Below are 20,753 nucleotides of genomic sequence, written 5' to 3' on the forward strand. Positions count from 1 at the left end.
GCCGAATCAAGACAAGACTCCGTCTCCGCGGTGAGACTACTGCTCACGCCATTGAGCCAGTCGACGGCTCTGCCTTGACGTTTCGTTTGCCACTGTTACTGGACGCAACGGTCTGGGTGACGTCGACGATCTCGATCGTGACGTGGTAACTGTGTGCTCTCTCGCGGAAGAAGATGGGCTGCTATCAGTCCGAGCCAAGAGTATCGCAACGGGGTCAGTACTCTCCGTATCGAAGCGCAGCACCGTGCTTCTCGGTTGTCGTGCGTCGCAGCAGGCGTCTCGCTACTCCGCTCCTATCGTCTGTTGCTCTTTGGATCGCTGACGCCGATACAGAAACACGAGCAGACCGAATCCGATGAGTACGGCAAGTACTCCCGGAACAAGATAGACGATGTTCGGCGCGCAGTGATCCGGACCGCCGGCAACCATAGTGCACATCTGTCGCTGGAACGCATACCAGACCCCGATACTACCGCCAACGATACCGAGAACGCCGAATCCCTGGCCCAGACGGCGCCACTCCATACTCTCTCGGTCACTGTGAGCCAGTATAGGTCTTCGTAAGGAACAAACAGTCGTTTGACCGAGCGACACATCGTCCGTCTCGGCTACTGGTCGTGAGACTACAGTACTCTGGCCGGCGCTGTCGCTACTGGCTCTGGGGCGACCATCGCTGGCGGTGGTCGGCGACTATTCGTTCGTGATGACGGCCACGTACTCGTCGTCGAGCCGGCGTGAAACAACTCATCGAGGCGCTGGAAGCCGACCGGCAGACCGTAGAGGAAACGAACATTGAGGACTTGGAAGCGGAGATTGACGAAGCCGTGTACGACTTGTTTGACCTCACTGAAGACGAAAGAGAAGTTATCGAAGACTACCTTGAGGTGTTCTAAGAGGCCCGTACTGCGCCAAGTGTGTTAACGTCTTATCTTCCATTACAAGGGTTTGACTCCTCTTGGGATTCCTTCTTCCCACCAAACACTCCCGAAACGACGTCTTCGGCTTGGTCTTTCGCTTCTTTCCCTGCCTTTTCGGGATCGTCGGAAACGTTTGAGAGACAATCTTGGGCCTTCTTACCGACATTGCCACTAATCTGTTTACCTTCATCGAACCACTTCTCGCCCACTTGAGTGATAGCCTTCGAATTGATGCCCTGCATCTCAGCAACTCGTCGATAGTCTTCTCTGGTTATGTTCAGATCAGATGTCGCGGCGTACTGAGCCAGCTCGTGGAGTCTCACTAGCATCTCACCACGCAATGCCCAATGGACCTCACTCCATGCTAAGGCCCAACAGCGGTTCCCACAGACGTATCGGAGTCGATAGAGCCCAAATTTACTGGCAGTATTCATGACGTACCTGGTTCCGGTGAAAGCTGGCTTATAGAATCCACCACTTGCAACCAACAGAGTATCAACACCGAACATGATCGCTGCAACTTGGAAACGTCGGAGGGATTGGTCTGTGCGTTTCTCCGAAGCGGCACATGAAGCGTTGGTCAGACGATTGTAGCTCCCGACGATAGGAACGTACTTTGTAGCGTCATCAACACCATTACGTAGCCGCCTGAACCTCGAGACTGGCACGTCGTTCGTGAATCGCTCATTTATAACCTGAGAGGCATAAGAGAGTCGTCTGGCGGCCATTTTCGAATCTTTTCTTCCTCTCTCAATCCGATTGGGTTGGAGTGATCGCTCGTACTGACTACTGTTTTTACAGATACTACCTGCTGTCTCTAAGAGATACACCCGCCTTTCTGTCTTGTTCTCGGGGACCTCCTCCGTGAAGTTTGCAACCAGCTTTTGCGCCTGACGTCTTTCTCCCTCAGTTAGTCCGGCTGAATTGACTCCTTTTTGCTCTGCAAATGCCGGAAGAGACTGTTTCCCTGAGGACATCTCGTCTGGCACGGGCGTATCTTTCTAGGGGATCACTTTGACCTCTCCTCTGGCCTCTTCATCGTGACCTGGGAAAGACGATGTACAACCTGAAAGCAGTATTAGAAGAGCAAGAATAATACCGTGAAGATTCACTTCATGAGAATCCGTACTGGACACACCCAAGATACACTATTCCTTACATATATCATTTGGTGTGATGCCTTCTTCAACTAATTTACATAAAGGGGGATGATATACATTAATCTACAGTCTCCGTCTGTGACAACCGCGCTGAGGTTCGACAATAGACTCGGACAAACCCCGACTTTGATCGCCTATCACAGCTATCTACGAAATCCTCTTTAAGACAGAAGACTACCTCAACCAGAGCTGGGCTTAGGTGAATGATCGGAGTGTGGTTTCGATCTCGGTTTCGACGTAGTCGACACTGTTGTCGTAGGCGGTTGTGATGTCACCGTACCAGCGGGCTGTTTCGCCGGCGATATCGAGGCTGCCGACGTCTGTGTAGGACTCGAGCAGGGAGCCCTCAACAGCCTGGTTGATGATGGTTCGGCGTTCGCCCTCGATAAGTCGCAGCAAGACTGTTTGCATGACTGGGTCCGGGACGTCGTAGGCACGTTCGTCGGGAAGAAGAGTCTCAAAGAGTCCGCCGTTGAGATGCGGCGGCTGTCCAAACGTCGCCTCTCCGTCGGTATCCCGTACTCCAACCGGCGTCCCGAGAATATCATAGAAGAGCGGACTGAGGTATTGGCTGTAGAAACTGCCTTGAAACCGGTTCAGGCCGGTTGTGTGTTCGTCCCAGTACGTTTGCAGGGAGCGAAGCGCCAGTACTTCACGGTCCAATAGCAACTGCACGAACGCCAGCCGGTCAATCAACAATCCGGCGAAAGCCAGTCGGTCTCCGCGGTCGGCATCCGATGGTGCGTCGATGGCTGCAACGAGATTCTCTTCGAAGTCGTTGTACTCGCCTTCTCCGTCAATGAGTTCGATATACTTGTCGTAGAATCGTGACAAGCCACCGATTTCGCGTCGAATCGTTTCGTGGGAGAATGTCCGATAGAAGTCGCCAAGCTGACCGTCGACTGACTGCTCGGACTGCAACTGATCCGTATAGTTGATGAGGTCGTTCTGGCGTGCAAGCTGCTGGAAGACTGGCTGGAGATCATGCTCGTCGACGACCGCCTGACACTCAACATGCTTCCCGTCAGTTGCAACAATCTCGTAGACACCCCACGTCAGGCCATCCGTGGCAATGCCATAGTCGTACCGCTGCGAATCGAGATACAGTTCGATATCGCTCGCCGCATCACCGTACGCGTGGAGTGCCTTGTTCTCGCCAATCACGTCGTCGCTTAGATTGTCAATGCGGAAGTCAGGACACTCACCGTCGTCGCCAGCCGGATAGTATGGTCGTGGCGTGTATTGATACCCAAGCGTCTCCAGCATCGGCCAAATCAGCGTATCTTCGACGAACCGCTCTCGCATCTGCCCGAGTACGTCACTCTGAAGCGACTCGTCCTCTTCCACGATTGCTTCGAGCGTCTGGTCGTCTACTTGCGCTGACAGTTGTTCTAAGAACGTGGTGAAATGGCCGCGCAGATCGTCGATAGCAGCATCAACCGTCGCTGATTCCATTAGCATACTCAGCATTCCAATAGTCGGAAATAAAACATTCGCTTACGGAAACGATTTAATCGGCGATGGAACAGAACTAGAAAGGGTAGTTCGGTTCTTCACTCCCTTCAGGCTTGCCTATCTCATCAAGATATCTATTGGTATTGATCTTCTGTAATTAGGGCCGTAAACCACTATTTACGCCCTAGATTTTTACTGTACTCTTACAAATAGCGCTACAGAAGCTCGAAGTAGAGAATCCGGCGCTTGCCTATAGCGAATTCGGGGCGTCGGAATCGATACTGTGAGCTGAAACTGGAGGGCCAACATGAGCGACTCAAGCAATATGACTTCCAACCGGAGTTCAGAACAAGAAGAAGTGGTCGTTTTTGATGAATCGGATCCAATAGCCGCAATTGAATCTCTCCCCCCGACCGTTCTTCCGGTCTCGATGAAGCTGGAGCTGGGGAAAACAACTGCTGGCGATAAGGTGCATGAAACGCTTTCAACGCCAGAGTATCCAGTTGACGTTCGTGTGCCGAAGGGAAGGTACATTCCTGCATCGACGATTCACTTCGATAACCCTGCTGAACGACCGCCGAGAAACACGAAGGCATGGCGTCCGGAGCGATTTTGTGAGAAACTCTCCGAACTCCTCGAAGAGCTTGAAGACTTCTCTCACATCGATACAAGCCGGATTTATCTGAATGGCATCAGCGTCGTCGAACTCCCGCCTCGATATACGACAACCGATAGAGAAACAGGACAAACGGTCTCCACGCCTCGCTTGTACAAAGACGAAGGGGAGATGACACTTGCGTATTTCAGGCGGGAAGGTGGGTTGACTGCCACACGGGTGAGGGATGACTTGGATACGGCAATGCCTGGCCAGAGTCTTTCGCCGCCCCAATTGGTGCAGATCAAGGAAGTTTCGGCAAAGCCAGCTCGTTCTAGTCGGGACACGCAACAGCCTGCTGGTCGTCACAAATACTATACAGAAGAAGAAGCAGCCCGTACGAACAAATCAGACTCCATTCCAGCAGTCTGGAAACTCCGTCGGGTCGCTTCCCCAGGCGAGTCCATTCGACCCTTGACACCAGTTCTTGACGAAATAGACGAATTCGTGCCCGCTTTGAGTGAGAGCGAACTCTTCCAGCCAACTGAATTCAAGGGCCAAACCAAGCAACGAGAGCAATTCTACGCTGAGGAGGTGCTCTCCCGATGAGCGAAGCTAGCATCGAAAAAGAAGACAGCCCGCTCGTGAAAACAGGAAATGCAGAGTTAGAGTACGAATTAGGCGAAGACACTCCGTTCGTCGTAATCCCCAGGGGTGGAGCACAGGAAGTTGGCCGGAGCTGCTACCAGATTGAAACGACCCATGGCACATATCTGGTCGACGCTGGACTGAACCAGGGTGATGGCGGTCTCTTCCCTGACTTCCGTGGAATTGAAGACGGAGATATCGACGCGGTCTTTCTCACTCACGCCCACATTGACCATATCGGTGCACTCCCGGTCTTAGAAAGCCACAATCTCTTGGCTAAACAGGCTCGTATCATCACTACTCGGCCAACGGAAGCATTGGCTGACACCCTCCTCCATGACTCTCTGAAAATCCACAAAGAAAAGGCTCAGGAGCCAGGCTACAACCAATTATACGACGCAAAAGACGTCCGAGCAGTTCTCGACCGATTCGTCCCTCGCGGCTACATCCAAGACGATATCCAGAACTACGTCCCTCACGTCGGTCAGCAGGAACCTCTCTCCTTCCAGTTCGGAAATGCATCCCACCTCTTGGGGAGTGCGTGGTTAGCACTCTCGCATAGCGGTACCCGAGTGGTGTTTTCCGGTGATCTCGGAGGCCGATCGAACCACTTACCGTCAATAGACCAGCCACCGACAGCAGAGAAACTCTTCCTGGAATCCACATACGGCGACACGCACAGTCACCGGTCTGCCTCCGACACCCGAACAGCAATCTATAACGCGGCCGTAGAAGCCGCCTTGGACGGCCGCCCTGTTCTCATACCTAGCTTTGGCGTCGGCCGCTCGCAAGAGCTACTCTACATGTTCAAACACCGTCTTCACCAACTGGCCGACGACAAGCTAGCCCAACTTCGTGTCTACTACGATGGCATGGCAGTTGGAGCGACGGACACGTACAACCAACATGCCGATGGCGAATTTGCTGCCGAGTCAATCCGCAGATACAGAGTAAATTCCGGTGATAACCAACCGTTCCTATTTGGCCAAGCATTCGCTGGTTACGATATCGACCGGGAAAATATCTTCACCAGGGACCAAACCCCAATCATCATTGCTCCGTCAGGGATGTTGTCGGGCGGCTTTGCTCCGTCATATCTCGTAGAGTTTGCAGAGCGGTATGATGAGGCGGAGGTGTTTTTGTGCGGTTATCAAGCAGAAGGAACACCTGGACACGTAATCGAAGAAGGGCTTACAAGCGATGCCGAGGAGGTAACCGTTACTCTTCCAGCTAACGGAATTGGCAAAGGTATTCCCGACGACGAAGGAACAACGGTAACTCTCCCAACCGAGTGGATAACCCGCTATCATGGCCTCTCAGCCCACGCTGCTCGAAACAAACTTCTCGAGTTCGCCCGGAACGTATCCCCGGACGAAATCACCCTGATCCATGGAGAATCCGAGCAGCAAAAGAAACTCGCAGAACACCTTGCCGAAAACGTCTCCTCGGTGAGCGGCGTCAGGCTTGCAGGTATGATGCATCCTACCCCGATTCGGCCAGCAGCCAACCTCGAGGACCTTCGTTTCCAAGATCGGCCAGCTACCAAGATTCTCGACGAGTCCGGCGTCGAGATCGACGTTTCCTCTGAGAATGAGGCTCGGGATGTCAACGACCTCCATGGAGATCTCTCCGATGTCGTTGAACGAATAGAAGAACTGGAGTCAGCTTTCCGGACGCTAGATGCTCAGGTCGCACTGTCACGCCAAGAAGATGAGTTTAGTGAGCAAGATATTCGCGGTATCGTCCGTGACGAAGTGGGAGAAATTCTCCAAGAGGAAGCCCGCTCGATAGTTGAAGAAGAGTTTGACAATCTCCCATCTTCTTAGCATTCCACTGGCTTACTAAGGGTTTGAGACACCGCAATCAGGGCAGCATTCGTACCAGTATCCTTCTTCGTGGCTTCGGTTCTGGCATTGTCTTGGGTCGGCTTCAAGGGAGAGTAGGTCCCACTCCGGGTCTGGCTGTTCGCTCAAGAAAAGGTTGGTTCGCTCATCCTCATATCCACGCAGATCGGAGAGTAAGTGTACTGAACAGTGCTGGCAGGCACACAGTTGCACCGTGGCGGCGCCATCCCAGAGAGATTCCGGTGATTCCCACTCATGGAACCCTTTGGGTCCAGGGCACTGGTCGATTTCCGGCCGATCTGCGAGTGCTTTCTCCAATACTGCTTGACGATAGCATTGCATCAGCGATTCTTCGATGCCACATGGAAACTGTCCCACCAATGTTTCTCGAAGGACTCGGAGCGGCAAGTCAGGAATCGTGATCGACTCAGGATTGTAGATATATTTGGAGGCCTCTTCGGCGTATTGGCGGCGAAGTGTACAGGAGCTGCTGGTACAGATCTCGTAGTCGTCCTCGCAAGTAAGAATGTATCCTGGTACAGTTCCCCAGTTGTGTTCACCGATGTGGCGGTAGCTTTCACAATCGATGAACTGCTGTGGAGAATCATTGCAGACGCTGTATCCATCTCCGTCCGCTGTGGCGAAGGCTTCGTCGACGACTGAATACGCTAGCTGTTCGTCGGCAAAGTCCTCAGTGGAAAGCCAGGCTACGGAATATCCTGCTGAGAGGTAGTCGTGCGTCGTCGTTCGGATGCTCTTCGCGTGATGTTTGTGCTGTACTTCGATGATAAGACCGTTACCGAACAATGGATTCTCATCCTGGAACTCGACGAGGGCGTCAGCCCGTCGGGTACGGTTTCCGCTGCCGCTTTCGGTGACGTTGATTTCGATTTCAGCAGCGCATCGAGCAGCTTGTGAGCGGAATATTTCTCGGAGTGCGGCGACGGCGAGCGCAACGCACCGAGCGTGGGTAGCCGACTCTCCGGTGGAGGGTCCGGGACAGGCGTCACCGGTGGCAGCGTCGACGTGATAGAAGTGTCGAGCTTGCTTCTCACCGTCGCGGGCATACATCCTGCCCTTGCATTCCGGGCAGGCAACCGGTTCCTGATTCGTGACCATCGCCGGCGTGACGATTTCTTCGCCACGAATCGCTCGGAAAGGCACTGCTAGACACCAAATGCTTCGCCTATATCATGAGTGTGTCGTTTTCCATAATCGGAACGTAGCAAACGCATGAAACTCATGGAAATGGTAGAGGGAAAAATGAATGAAAGAGGTGGTGTGAGTGCAGATTTCTCCCGCTACAAGGTATCGAACCCCGTCTGGTAGAACGTCCTCATATCTCCGAGAGTGGTGGTTCCATATGCCGACGAGGATCATGAGCGCAACCAATAAAGTGAATTACTTATTACATTCTATGTATATATCATCGTATGGCTGCGCCCTCTCTTACCGATGGAATATCGAGAGCGATTGAGGTTATTGCGGTTCCCTCCGCTATTGTTCTGGTGCTGGTTGGCGGGACGAGAGTCGCTTACGATGCACAGACTGCGGGCGTCGTCTATCTTGGAATGACGGGACTGGTTCTCCTTGGCATCTATACTTCTGCCAAGTACTGGAACACCCGATACACGATCGGGTTCGTAGGTAGCGGAGCACTAATCTGGTTTGAGGTTCCTGGGATTCTACCGGAGTTGATTCCGCCGCTGTTTGCTAATCTCGGCAGACTATTAGTTCTATTATTCCTCGTATTAGTGGGGATGATGATAGGTGATAAGTGGTGAGGGACGAGTGCCGTCAAAACAGACTGCCGTTATGAAGGGAAGCCAGCGAGCAAGATGAATCCCAGACGGGCAGTGAAGCCTCTCCTATTGATGTTCGGAGTATCGCACTCCATTAGACAATCACTGAGTTCTTAGCACAGTTCACCCTCAATTTCGATAGTCTTCTCTCAGACGCAAGAAACTAGTACTCCACTGAGGAAGCTAAATCAGATGCCCCGAATCGATGAGATTGACAGGCGGACCGACGTGGTGTTTATCCTGTTCTACTTCGGCGAGCAGATTCGGGGAGTAACGAAGGTCCAAAAGCTTCTCTTCCTTGTAGAACAGGAAACCGAGTTCTTCGAAGAGTACGAGTCAGATGTCGCCTTCAATTTCGCCCCGTACAAGATGGGCCCGTTTTCGGAGCACGTCTACGAAGAGCTTCACTTCCTCCTACAACTTGATGCTATCGAAGCCGAGAAGATATCCGCACACGGCTCTGAAGAAAACGAGGATACAGATCTATCAAATAAGAAGTTCGAGATCACCCCGAAGGGCCAGAAGATCGCTACAGAACTCGTAGACATCTTAGATGAAGAATATCAAGAAGAGATTCGGAAACTTGTCGCTCAATACAACGAGCAGCCGCTCCGCGAACTACTTCAATACGTCTATACGGAGTATCCAGAGTACGCCACAGAGTCGAAAATCAAGGAAGAGGTCTTCCAGGAGGTTAGCTGATGTCCAAGTCGAACCACGTCGCAGACGAATATACTCAGCGATGGGTAGAGACGCTTAAAGACCAGGATACTCAATACGTCCCAGAAAAGTACCAGCTCGGAATCCTCGCCGATTATCTGCGCAACGAAGGCTACGAGTATGCAACAGAGAAACGCGTCTTTAGCTATCCTATCGATATTCTGGCGATTAAGGATGAAGAGACGGTCGCTATCGAGATGAAGTCCAAGAACGTGGGCCGAGGTGTAGAACAGGCACACCGAGATGCGAGTCTTGTTGACCACGCTTACTTAGCCGTCTGGGACGAGCAGATTTCAGATTCACTTATCGAGTCCGTCGAAGAGCTCCCTATCGGACTTATATCCGTGGGAGAGCGGGCCGAGATCGTCGTTGAGTCCGGCGATAACCCCCAACAGTTATGTGAGAAAGAAAATATTATTGAATTAGTTATTAACGATGTTCGAGACGACACTGCGGTACAAGAATCTAAATGACCGAAACATCGTCGAGGGGCATCCTGAGTACTACGACTCGGTTCTGATTCAAGCACATCTTCTTGCCTACTCCAAGAAGGCCGTACCGCAGCTTATCCGTGATATGGCCGACGAGCGTAGTTTCAACTACTATATCGACCCGATGCTCTCAGATTTTCGAATTGGGACGAACTTTCGAAACGACGACGGTGACGTTCGGGGATGGCATAGCAGATTCGTAAACCAACTCGGCGAACCACTAAAATCCGTACTTGCAGAACGACCGAACGCCGCAGCCAACGAACTCCCCGATAACACACTCCAAGAAATCACAAAATCTGTCGTCAAGTATCAGGAGAACTTTGTCTACCAGCGACTGCAAGAAGCGACTGGGAAGTCCGAGGATGTCGAAATCAACCGGCGAGATGTCCAACCTAAAGCCGTGATTCCATGGGTGCACAAGATCGAACGTGTGGAGGACATCCAGACTGTTCGAGAATTAATCTCCTATGCCGACGAAATAGCCTCATTGCCACTGAAACCGTGCCTCTATACAACGACTGGATTCGTTCGGGATACCACGAACCGGTCACTTCTCACAGACCTGCTCGGAGAGTTTGATGTCTCGGAGTGTTTCCTCGTCTTCGAAGAGTTAGATAAGTACGAGACTACGCAGAGCGAGTACACGACGGTAATCGATTTCGTCTACGACCTCCAGCAGTCGAACATCAAACCTCACTTCTACTACGGTGACTTCTTCTCGAATCTGCTCGCTTACTTCGGTCTCGGTGGAACGGCTTATGCTACACTCTTCGACGAAGAGTTCAAAGAAAAAACAGAATACTCCGGAGGCGGAGGGCTACCGCCTCGATACTACGTAGATTCGGTCAAAGATCTATTAAAAATCGACACGACCGTTGACTTAATGAATCGAGTCGGTGCTCCGATGTGCGAGTGCCAATTCTGCTCCCGACAGTTCGATACTTGGCAAGATATCGCTGACCGTGAACAGAGTGAAGAGGCACTTAAGCCAACGCTCAAAAAGCATCGGGTAGCTATTCGGTGGGAACACGCTCGTCTCGTTGAAGAGGAGAGTTTGGAGGATGTTCTTGAAGGGTTAGACGAGAACTTCTCTAAGATGGTGATGGCGTACAGTGCCTCACCTCACGTTGCACAGGCGAAGAATGTCCAATATCTTCCTAAGTGGATAAACGCCGTCAAGGATCGGAAGGAACTTGCAGTTGATAGTCTGCAAGAGTTACCATATATAACCTGAGAATGGAGAATACAACCTTTTTCTCCCTACAGATTCAGTAGGAATAGTCTTCTTCCAACCAACCTACATCTTCAGTGCCAAATTTCAAAACACTCAATTCAAGGGCCGAATGAAAAGGTTTCCCGCGTGTTGATACAATGCCCTTCATAGGAACGTTAGACGGTAGCAAGGTCATTCCTGAAGGCATAAATCAAGAAACTAACGTACGTTGCCCCGATTGCGGTGACGAGATGCATCCGTGGAATCCGTCTGAAGACGGAATCGCTTGCCACTTCCAACATTATGAACTAGACCGAGACTGCGACGCCGTCGGTGGCGAAAGCGATCTGCACCGCAGGATGAAGAGTCTCGCTGTGTCGTAGCTACAGCACGTCTTCGAGGAGGACCCGAAGCGATGCGAACCCGAGGCCACGCTCAACGCGCCTGTATCCGAAGATAAGAACCACCGAGACGCCGACGCACTGATTGAGGTTGATATATTCCGTACGCTTGTTGGCGTCCGTGCCGAGGGCAGCTGCTGCTGGATACAATCGCTGTATTCAGCACATCAGAGGGCTCTGATTCTGTTCTGCAGCTGTTCGTCGTTGCCTACGCGTAATCAGTGGGTAGTGAACTAGACCGCATATAGGTACTTGATATGGTAGTTTTATATTGGTGTTGGCAATTCACTACGACTGAACGATGGATGGACGAATTCTACTCGTTGCTCTGCTCGTCCTTGTCGCCGGCTGTGGGAGCAGTCTTGACTCACGTACAACGCAGAACACGACACCAGCAGTGACAACGACAACCCACCACGAGGCGACTCCCGGTCTGGACGATGCGACGACGACAGATTCGCTGAGACAAACGACGACTGCCACGTCGCAGACGACCTCAGTTACGACAGCGATATCGACGACAGCAAACAACCCATGGCACGAGCAAACCATCGTCGTCGATATCAACAACACTGCAAGTCCAAGCCGTGATTTTCGCCCACTCGTCAATCAAACGCTCGCCTATTGGGAAGCCCATGACGACCAGTACGCCGATTATACCGTGAATTACACCCTCAGTGACGGACGTGCACGCGCCGACGTCATCGTCCAGTTCGTTGCCCCGTCGACGGCACCGAGCTGTGGCAGTGGAAACGAGACGGACTATCTCGGCTGTGCGCCTCTCATTGAGACGACCGATACTCCGACCCGTCCCGAGCGGGTGTATATCGTGACCGGCTACGATGATGCCACGACACGACAGACCTTGAAGCACGAATTTGGGCATCTGCTCGGCATCGAACACGGCGACCCACCTGACCACCTCATGCATCCCCGTGGTGACGCTGTCACGCTCCCGCAGCCAAACACCAGTGAACGGGACCTCCCGTGGCAAACCGCTAATTTGACTGTCTACGTCGACGACAGGAATCTCTCACGCTATGATCGCACCGACTACCGAGAGCAGGTCACCCATGCCCTCTCCTATTACGCCAGCGGCGCAGACGGGACTATCCCCGACGACGTCTCCTTTACCATGGTCGAAGACCGGGCGAACGCGAACATCACGATTGTCTTCACGGACGAGACGCTCCCCTGTGCCGAAACTGGGGATAAGGGGTCGTGCAGCCGACGCTGGGGTATCGACCCCGATGCCGACGGTGCGCTCGAATACTACACCGATACGACGATTTATCTCTCTGGAATCGACGCCGAGGCAGCAGGCTGGCACGTCGGCTACTGGCTCGGCTACGGGTTCGTGGAGAAACAGGCAGACCTTCCACCGCCGTTCCAGGACGCGGATTATGACGACCGACGTGATGACTGGTGGAACCACCAATAGAAGGCTGCCAAGGTTCGTAGGAGACGACCTGCTGGCAGAGGTTCTCCTGGAACACGTATCGCCGTTGCCGTCTTCGCGCTACCAATTTCATGGCAAAGGTCCTTCCGGAACGTGGTGAGAGCGTAGCCCAACCCAATGGAAATGGGAGAACGGGATGAGCTGACAGACCTACTCAAAACATATCTCTCGGAGGAAGCAAAACTGAGCCAGAGGGTCACACAAGAGGGGCCTCGGTCGGGTCGAGCGTCCTTCAATCCCTTCCGGGTTCGTCTGAGGCCCGATCCGGTCTTTCGGAGCACCAATGATACCGTCACTGCAATCCCTCACAGGTTCGTCTGAAGCGCTCTCTCTCCGACGGCATGGCCGAGCATTGTTCGTCTTCACCGGGGGGATGTTACGGTGCGGTTGCACTCCTCCTTCCGTTTGCGCCGGTTGACGCAGGCGGTCGGCCAGTCTCCGAGACGCCACGGGCGAGAACACCAAGAGCAAGGCACTCAACCGCGCCACCGAGTGCTACCTGAAGATGCGAGGGAACTCAACTGCGGTACCGATCGGCGCACTTGAGGAGTTGATGACGGTTGCTGAACAACGGGAATCGCTTACGTCCGAAGAGATCGCTACGATTGCCGACAGCGATGAGATTCTCGCCGAACCAACGACGGCGTGGTCCGTCGGAGGCGATCCTCATGCGGTTTGCGTCGCTTCAGATGCAGGGGCACGATATAGACGAAAGGCTTAGGTCTGGTTTCATAGGTGAACTAACGTATGGAACGCCGACGACCGCGGCAGCTCGTGGGTATGGGATGATCGCTCTCGGAGTAGTACAAGTGATCTGGGGTCTTCTTCGGAGCGATCTTATATACGCCTCGTTTGGCGCCCTCTATGCGTTTCTTGGTGGCGCATCCCTCTCTATGCAGCACGGCGACTGACGAGTTAACGGAGAGAAAACCGTGGGACATTCACACCACGTACTGAGCACGTTCCCTATTCACCTAATCTATCTTACCGGAGACTCATAGCGCCAGTTTGACCAGTAGGCCGAAGGATATAGTGAAGGAGAGGGACGGACCCAGCAGGCTGTTTGAACGGAAATGAAACGCACCGGGGCCGTGCGCATGATATACAGATATGCCGATAGAGGGAACTTCCAGACGTATTCGCCGTAGTTCACTCAACGACGAACTCAGCATCGACGGAATACGTATCATCACCATCGAGTGTTTCCGTCGCAACGTAATCACCTGCATCCGGGTTCGTCACTCCATCGATTTCAACGCGGACCTCACCTTCCACCGACGTGTTATAGCGCCCGTCAAGGTCGAACGTATCCGTGCTCCCGCTGTACTGGTCAGCGTTCACCTGGATTTCGTCGACTGTCCCGTCCCCATCACGGTCCATGTAGACAGTGACGTTGTCGTTGGTGAGCCCGTCGAGACTCGTGCCAGACGGATAGTCGACGGTAATCGTATCGACCTCTCCACTGAACTCGCTCGAGGGGTCTGACAGTGTCCAGGTATGGTACGATGACGAACCTGCCGTATTCGGGTCAGCAGTGAGGACGTCCGTTCGAGCACTAGGTTCGCCATCGTAGGCAGACCAAAGATCGAAATCGGCAGTGTTGCGGTTCGCCGTCTTCAGGAGTTTCCGGCTGTCACCGACGTTGTTTGTATCATCACGAACATCGTCTTCGTTGAGCCGCAGATCCGTGCCGAGATCGGCTGCGACCGCATCGAGATTCGCGCGCTCCTCAGCGGTCTCGCTGCCACTACCCATTAGGAGTACGACACCGCCATTATCGATGAAGTTCTGGACTTCTGTGACCTCGTTCGACGTCCAGCTCTCCGGACTGCACGAGGCGATAAGGGCTCGTGCTTCCGACAGACTGTATCCCGTTCCATTGCCGTAGGTGTTGATGCTGTGGAGTTCGAGGTCCACGCCTTCGAGGAATCGCTGATAGAAGGCTGTATCCTCAGCCGAGACGGCGTTGTCCTGATTGAAGGTGTGGTGACCACCGTCGACTAACACCGGGCCGGATGGGCTGGTGCTGTCGTGCAGGTAGTCGATGAGGTTGGTGATGAAGACGAAGTGGTCCAGGGTGGACGATTCCTCCTCCCAGGCTTCGTTGATTGAACAGCCACCGAAGTACGCGATGTTGTTTGCTTCATCAACGCCAACCATCGGGATATTCCCACTATCGTAGCTGATGGTACTGCTCGTCGTATTCTCTTGGGCGGCTTCGGCTTCAGCCCAGACCGGTACTCGGGAGCGAGCGATCTTCCCATTGGTCGTCCGAATACTCGACGTGTGCGGGTGGAACGACGCAGCAACATCGGTATTCCGCCATTCTGGGGCGTGACCGTCTGCAGCCCCCCAGAGCCCGCGGTTGTTCGCTCGCGCCGTCTCCTGAGCAGCAACGTACTCGTCGGTGTTGCTCATACTGCCGGCGTATACTCGAGCGTAGCCTTCCTCAAGCGTGAGCTTGTTATAGACGGTGTCGTACACCCCATCACCGTCTCGGTCGTATCTGATTTTGGCAAGCAGTCGGTCGTACTGGTCGATTTCTTCGGATTCGCAATCGAGTTTGATCTGGCACTGCGTCCCTACGGGGAGTTCGTCTTCGGCGAAGGTCGTCGCTTTGTTCCCCCAGTCTTCGAGGTGTGTTTCGTCTTCGATGAACTCCCATTCCTCGGTCTTCTCGTACCGTGTGTTCCCACTCTTCTCTGGCGTGTCGTGTCCGAGAGTTCTGACATTGTACTCCGTGCTGTTATCGTACACGTGGACGTCGAACGTGTCACCGTCGATGGTGTCGGTGATTTCGGCGTCGTACCAGACGCCACAGTCGAGTTCTGAGTCAGCGGCGAGTACGGTCTTCGGGGTCGATGCGACTCCAACGGCCGCGGCAACTGATTGCAGGAAAGTACGCCTTTTCATCCCAACTAGCAACAATAAATATCACAACTTAGTTTTTCCTGTAATAATCTAGAATTAACGGGGTCGCAGGTTGACGACTGCTTGTTAGACAGCAGACGCCCGACGGCGGACCGAATTCATAGCACGAATTCATTTCTCCTGCTGTGACTTGGTGCGCACAAAACTTATCTTAGCCTGCAAGACACTACGTTTATGACCACCGTGGTAAGCCGTGACGATTGGAGACTCTTCGTCGCGTGCCTCGCCCTTGCACTGGGATTCGTAGTCTTCGGCCCGCTCGCCATCCCGTTCATCGGACTACTCTTCATGGTCTACTTCTTCAAGGACGAGATACGTGCTGGCTACGAGAGTGCAATGGAATCTGACTCTGACGCCGACCTCGAATCCACCGACTAATGCGTTTCAGTCTGTTTCCTGTTCTGGAATCGGCTCCCGGCGAAATAGAGGCCGACGAGTACGACTCCGAGTACGAGTCCGGTCGTGAGACTAACCGTCAGCCACTCACGTGGATGAGCCGCTATTGACCGAGGCTTCAGCACCTGAAAATACAGGTATTGTAGCTCCTGCGAAAACACATATGGGACGAGAAAACTACCGAAACCGCCACCACCACAGGCGAGTGCCCGTACGAGGCGACTGGTGAATGGCAGTCCTCGCCACACACAATCCAGATACACGAGACCGGCTATACCTGCCCCGGCAACAAGTCCAGTTCCGAGCAGGATTTCAAGGAGGGGCATAATGTCGGCGTACGCGGACAGACTGTCTACATACATATAAGAATACGCTCTAACCGTGCCGTTCTCGCCGGATGCACTTTTGTCGGCTCACGTCGCCGGGCTGGCGCTGTGGCTCGTGTTTTTCCTGGGCATTGGGCTCGTCGGCGTCTCTCTCTTGCAGACCAGCCAGTATCGTCTCGCTGGCGGCGGATTTTTGACCTTCGTCTTGGCACGGAACGGGCCGTTCCTGCTTGCGAAGGCGACCAGCTACCCCCTGGATAAGCTGCTCTGGTTCTCCTCAGTTGGGACGGCTCTGGCGATGGTGGTGATTGGTTACTCGCTGTCGCTCGGGCAGGACTTCTCCGATAGGAAGCAAGCGCCAGGCCTGTAACGTAGAGACCATTCGTCTTTAGCTAACTCAACTTTGCACATTGGCCTCAGAAAAGTCCGTAATCGACATCATCCGTCCTTGCCACCGGCTGCATCACGCTCCTATTTCATCACCGGCGGTCACTGATTGAGGGCGTTTTCTTTGCGCTCAAGCAGCGGTATGGTGACACGCTCCGGGCTCGAATATGGTTCGGCCCGTTTCGAGAACTCGTTCTGAAAGCGACGGTGAGAATGTCGAGCTTGCTCTCTAACGTCGGTCTGTACAGGGGAGATGCCAATTTCTGCAATAAATATAAAAATACCTATAATTGTCGAAATAAGAGGGTATTTTGATATTTGCAATGTCTCGTGAGATATGGTCAATGGTGCCCTCCAGAATCGATTAGATGGAATCCTTCTATTGTTGGTAATGGCTGTAAGCCTGCTTAGTGGACTCGTTTTCGGGAGAGGGTACGACGATCGAGTGGGTGTCGCTGTCCTTAGTTTCATAACCCTTGGATTAGGTTTGGTCGCTCTTAATCAGATGCAATCATCCTCCTCAGAGTAGTTCAGTCACTTACCACCAAATTCGGTAAATACGCAGTTTAACTGAGTGGCTGACTCTCGACGTCAGTGACGAAAATAGGGTGTTGTTCCGCGCTAAAACAACGGTCAATACAACATTTTACTGAAATCATCGCTCCTCTTTGAGCGCTGCTGACTATGCGCTGTTTATTCAGCACGAGCTGAACGTACTGCCGAACGGCTGTCGAGAGCGCCGTGCAGAATACAGAGCGTGTATCTCTCAGTTTTGATTCCGTTGATGAGCAATCTGTTGTACTGCGTCAGCAATAGCCTCTACAGCGGCGACGAACCGCCAGGACAGGTACAATACCCCAAGCAGGACGGTGATCCAGACGACAAATAGTAGCTGCTGTATGATCATGACGGAGTAGCCGAGCAGGAATACGTACAGGACACCAATTCCGACAAGCCACATGCGAGGAATCGATGGCGGAGACCAACCAGACATAGTTCATCTTTAAACTTCTATATATTAAATATTCCTCCTTGCTTAGTTCACACCCTGTATTCAGCAGCTGTACCACGATTCGAACGTGCGTTCTTGCGTCAAAGTTATTCCAATATCGATACCGATGTTCCTATTATTTGGACTGTTGCATTGCACGTCAGTACCAGGAGCGTAATCCTACGTTGCGGACACTCCATCTGAGGTGAAGACTGTCACTGTTGCAGGACGGGTTTGGATGCTGGCAGATTCATCCGCGTGTCCCGGGTCAAGCTCATAGACCCGGCTGAAGAGGGCATCTCCATTCTCGTCTTCAATCCAGACAGCGATTTGGGAAAGCTTGTCTGTTTAGTTACTAACGATGATTTCGATTGTATCCCCTTCTCCTTCCGGTTCACTGTCCGGAAGAAAATTGCTACAACCGGCAGTTGAGACACTGGCTTCGACACCAACAGTACCGAGAAATGCTCGCCGGGACGTAACCCGACTGCAGGAGGACAGCGACAAGCGTTTTTGGACATCTATTCTTTGTCTCACATAAATATTCTTTACTGTATTGAATTCAATCACTTTGAGGGCTCTGAATCGTTCAATACGCCACAAATGCACCAGCCAGTGGGTGTGGAATGAAAGATACGCGCCCTCTATTCAGCACGGCTTCTGAAACCTATCACCGTTTGAGGGTCTCAACAAGGCCGCTCGCTCCTAATTTTACGGGAGCATCGATTACGAGACGGTTCCAGAAGGACCCTTGTTGGGTTGAAGCCCGGCGAAGGGCTGGTTCCGGTTGTGGCAGGACAACTAGTTCCAGCAAGACCCCTGATGTATTGAAGCACGGTCGAGAAGACGGCCGGCGCTGCGGTTCGCTAGTTCTAGAAGAATCTTGTTAAATTGGAATTCGTTAATGCAAGCTCTGTCAGCTTTTTGGCTCGAGGTTTCTTCGGGAGTTCGTCCTGTATCTCGACGAGGACAGCCACATTCTCGAATTTAACGGGTTGCCCGACGCCGACATCGTCCAATTGTCTGAACATCCGTGCAAGACCTCCAGCTGGCTGACCTACTTCGCCGAAATCAATCGCATCGGATTCCAGGTCGTTCACCACGTAGAGGAGGTTAATCATCAGATATGACGGGTTGAAACACATAATTATTATTTGTGATGAAGTCCTATATGACTCAGTCTGCTATGAGCAGTGACGAATCCAGCGCCACAGATGAGAAGCACGGACACGAACACCACGAAGTAGAGGGGCCGGGCTATCCGACGCCCGCGGCGATGCGCACCGAGTCGGAGCGCGAAAAGACGGCCTTCGTCATGGCGCTCCGAGTCGGGATGGACGTGGACGAACCCGACTTCGTCGGCGTCGTCGACGTGGACCCGGACTCGACAACCTACGGCGAACTGATCGACACCGTCGAGATGCCGAACAAGGGCGACGAGCTCCACCACTTCGGCTGGAATACCTGCTCCTCATCGTGTCACGCCGAAGGGTTGACGCGCGACCACCTGATCGTCCCCGGACAGCGATCCTCGCGTATCCACATCGTCGACGCGTCCGACCCACGCGATCCGGAAATCGAGACGATTATCGAACCCGAGGAAGTATTCGAATACGACCTCTCGGCGCCGCACACGGTCCACTGCGTGCCTGAGGGCAAAATCGTCATCAGCATGCTCGGAAACGCCGACGGCGAACTCCCCGGCGGCTTCCTCCAGCTCGATCAGGACGACTTCTCCATCGACGGTCACTGGGAGGTCGACCGCGGGGACGTGGAAATGCAGTACGACTACTGGTACCAGCCCCGCCACGACGTGATGATTTCGACGGAGTGGGCGGCGCCGAAGACCTACTACCCCGGCTTCGACCTCGACGAAGTCGAGGAAGGCAAATACGGTGACAGCATCCACATCTGGGACTGGCAAACCAAAGAACACAAGCAAACGCTGACCTTCGGCGAGGAAGGACAAATCCCCCTGGAGATTCGCATGCCTCACAACCCGGAGGAGACCCAGGGATACGTCGGCGCGGCGCTCTCCTCGAACATACTTCGCTTCTGGGAGGAGAGCGACGGCGTCTGGGACTGGGAGAAGGTTATCGACATCGAACCGCGCGAACACCCCGACTGGGATATGCCCGTCCCTGGTCTCGTAACAGACATCGTCCTCTCGCTCGACGACCAGTACCTCTTTTTCTCGAACTGGCTGCACGGCGACGTGCGGATGTACGACGTGAGCGACTTCGGGAACCCGCGGCTGGTCGACCAAATCTGGGCCGGCGGCAACTTCGGCGACCGACAGGAAGTACAAGGAACCGAGATCCGGGGGGCGCCCCAGATGCTCCAACTTGCGCGTGACGGTAAACGCGTCTATTGGACGACGTCCCTGTTCTCTTCGTGGGACAACCAGTTCTACCCTGAGATCGGCGAGAACGGGTCGGTGATGCTGAAGGCGGACGTTTACCCTGACGAGGGACGGATGGAACTCGAAGAAGACTTCCTCGTTGACTTCGGCGACGCGCCGGGTGGCCCGGCCCGCGCCCACGAAATCCGCTGGCCGGGCGGCGATTGCACCAGCGACGTCTGGCAGTAGATGGTCACTCACGAGGTACAACTGGAATGGCGAGACGGCCGCGAGGCGGTCATCTCGGTCGCCGAGGACGAAACCATCATCGACGCTACCGAGCGCGCGGACCTCGGCATCCCCTACGGCTGTCTGTACGGGGCCTGTGGGACCTGTACCGGGCGCCTGCTGGACGGCGATCTCGTCCACGACGAGTGCCCACGTGCGCTGAAACCGCACCACCGACGGGACGGTTACATCCTGCTCTGTATAGCCGAACCCCGCTCCGACTGCCGAATCGAGGTCGGTGCGAGAGTTCAGGCCGACCTCGTACCCAATCCGTGGAAATGACGACGCTCCGCCGCCTCACCGTCGTCGCTACGGGGTCGTGCTGTTCGTTCCTGCGGTTACCCATCCGATCGCAGCGGAGCGACAACTTGCCGAGACTCTGGGA

At 53.7% G+C, this 20,753-nt stretch carries 18 protein-coding genes; 12 read left to right on the plus strand and 6 right to left on the minus strand.

The features are described from left to right. Positions 1–734: 734 nt before the first annotated feature. Entirely contained in the window at positions 735–893 is a 159-nt protein-coding gene (locus ACTF4R_RS17415) for a hypothetical protein (protein ID WP_440009163.1), read from the plus strand. A gap of 32 nt (positions 894–925) precedes the next feature. Here the strand turns inward: ACTF4R_RS17415 and ACTF4R_RS17420 are convergent, their stop codons facing one another. Both ACTF4R_RS17420 and ACTF4R_RS17425 read right to left on the minus strand, forming a co-directional pair. After that, entirely contained in the window at positions 926–1,906 is a 981-nt protein-coding gene (locus tag ACTF4R_RS17420) for a hypothetical protein (RefSeq protein WP_440009164.1), read from the minus strand. Positions 1,907–2,272: 366 nt separating this feature from the next. After that, a complete protein-coding gene (locus ACTF4R_RS17425; protein ID WP_440009165.1) occupies positions 2,273–3,538 on the minus strand; it encodes a hypothetical protein in 1,266 nt (421 codons plus the stop codon). Positions 3,539–3,839: 301 nt separating this feature from the next. Here ACTF4R_RS17425 and ACTF4R_RS17430 point away from each other — a divergent pair, with 301 nt between their 5' ends. Then, positions 3,840–4,736, plus strand: coding sequence for a hypothetical protein (locus tag ACTF4R_RS17430; protein ID WP_440009166.1), 897 nt, complete (start codon positions 3,840–3,842; stop codon positions 4,734–4,736). Continuing rightward, positions 4,733–6,601 (plus strand): MBL fold metallo-hydrolase, encoded by a 1,869-nt coding sequence (locus tag ACTF4R_RS17435; RefSeq protein WP_440009167.1) that lies wholly within the window; start codon positions 4,733–4,735, stop codon positions 6,599–6,601. The genes ACTF4R_RS17430 and ACTF4R_RS17435 overlap by 4 nt, the downstream gene beginning before the upstream one ends. A gap of 15 nt (positions 6,602–6,616) precedes the next feature. On the opposite strand, the gene ACTF4R_RS17440 is transcribed toward ACTF4R_RS17435, so the two are convergent. Continuing rightward, positions 6,617–7,783 carry a competence protein CoiA family protein gene (locus tag ACTF4R_RS17440; RefSeq protein ID WP_440009168.1) on the minus strand — a complete coding sequence of 389 codons (1,167 nt, stop codon included), beginning with the start codon at positions 7,781–7,783 and terminating at the stop codon, positions 6,617–6,619. 269 nt (positions 7,784–8,052) lie between these two features. Here ACTF4R_RS17440 and ACTF4R_RS17445 point away from each other — a divergent pair, with 269 nt between their 5' ends. The 5 genes from ACTF4R_RS17445 (at position 8,053) to ACTF4R_RS17465 (ending at position 12,690) form a co-directional block, all read left to right on the plus strand. Beyond that, the gene (locus ACTF4R_RS17445) at positions 8,053–8,403 is read left to right on the plus strand and encodes a DUF8216 family protein (RefSeq protein ID WP_440009169.1); all 351 of its coding nucleotides are present in this window, start codon (positions 8,053–8,055) and stop codon (positions 8,401–8,403) included. Between the two features lie 210 nt (positions 8,404–8,613). Beyond that, positions 8,614–9,123 (plus strand): DUF4065 domain-containing protein, encoded by a 510-nt coding sequence (locus ACTF4R_RS17450; RefSeq protein WP_440009171.1) that lies wholly within the window; start codon positions 8,614–8,616, stop codon positions 9,121–9,123. Next, entirely contained in the window at positions 9,123–9,614 is a 492-nt protein-coding gene (locus ACTF4R_RS17455; protein ID WP_440009173.1) for a hypothetical protein, read from the plus strand. Before ACTF4R_RS17450 ends, ACTF4R_RS17455 begins: the two co-directional genes overlap by 1 nt. After that, entirely contained in the window at positions 9,577–10,869 is a 1,293-nt protein-coding gene (locus ACTF4R_RS17460; RefSeq protein WP_440009175.1) for a hypothetical protein, read from the plus strand. Before ACTF4R_RS17455 ends, ACTF4R_RS17460 begins: the two co-directional genes overlap by 38 nt. Before the next feature lie 777 nt (positions 10,870–11,646). Further along, positions 11,647–12,690 (plus strand): zinc metalloprotease, encoded by a 1,044-nt coding sequence (locus ACTF4R_RS17465; protein ID WP_440009177.1) that lies wholly within the window; start codon positions 11,647–11,649, stop codon positions 12,688–12,690. Positions 12,691–13,857: 1,167 nt separating this feature from the next. Here the strand turns inward: ACTF4R_RS17465 and ACTF4R_RS17470 are convergent. Further along, positions 13,858–15,621, minus strand: a complete 1,764-nt coding sequence (locus ACTF4R_RS17470) for a thermonuclease family protein (protein WP_440009179.1) — start codon at positions 15,619–15,621, stop codon at positions 13,858–13,860. 192 nt (positions 15,622–15,813) lie between these two features. Between ACTF4R_RS17470 and ACTF4R_RS17475 the strand changes: the two genes are divergently transcribed. Together ACTF4R_RS17475 and ACTF4R_RS17480 are read left to right on the plus strand one after the other, a co-directional pair. Next, positions 15,814–16,017 carry a hypothetical protein gene (locus ACTF4R_RS17475; RefSeq protein ID WP_440009180.1) on the plus strand — a complete coding sequence of 68 codons (204 nt, stop codon included), beginning with the start codon at positions 15,814–15,816 and terminating at the stop codon, positions 16,015–16,017. 399 nt (positions 16,018–16,416) lie between these two features. Next, positions 16,417–16,731, plus strand: a complete 315-nt coding sequence (locus ACTF4R_RS17480; RefSeq protein WP_440009181.1) for a hypothetical protein — start codon at positions 16,417–16,419, stop codon at positions 16,729–16,731. A gap of 783 nt (positions 16,732–17,514) precedes the next feature. Here ACTF4R_RS17480 and ACTF4R_RS21220 read toward each other — a convergent pair. Further along, the gene (locus ACTF4R_RS21220; RefSeq protein WP_473965270.1) at positions 17,515–17,742 is read right to left on the minus strand and encodes a DUF8066 domain-containing protein; all 228 of its coding nucleotides are present in this window, start codon (positions 17,740–17,742) and stop codon (positions 17,515–17,517) included. 869 nt (positions 17,743–18,611) lie between these two features. Further along, complete coding sequence (locus ACTF4R_RS17485) at positions 18,612–18,860, minus strand: hypothetical protein (protein ID WP_440009183.1); 249 nt, start codon at positions 18,858–18,860, stop codon at positions 18,612–18,614. A gap of 65 nt (positions 18,861–18,925) precedes the next feature. Here ACTF4R_RS17485 and ACTF4R_RS17490 point away from each other — a divergent pair, with 65 nt between their 5' ends. Together ACTF4R_RS17490 and ACTF4R_RS17495 are read left to right on the plus strand one after the other, a co-directional pair. After that, positions 18,926–20,329 (plus strand): selenium-binding protein SBP56-related protein, encoded by a 1,404-nt coding sequence (locus ACTF4R_RS17490; protein ID WP_440009184.1) that lies wholly within the window; start codon positions 18,926–18,928, stop codon positions 20,327–20,329. Then, on the plus strand, positions 20,330–20,650 hold the full coding sequence (locus ACTF4R_RS17495; protein ID WP_440009186.1) for a 2Fe-2S iron-sulfur cluster-binding protein: 321 nt from the start codon (positions 20,330–20,332) through the stop codon (positions 20,648–20,650). The last annotated feature ends 103 nt before the right edge of the window (positions 20,651–20,753 follow it).

Source organism: Halomicrococcus pelagicus (assembly GCF_051917725.1).
GTDB lineage: Archaea > Halobacteriota > Halobacteria > Halobacteriales > Haladaptataceae > Halomicrococcus.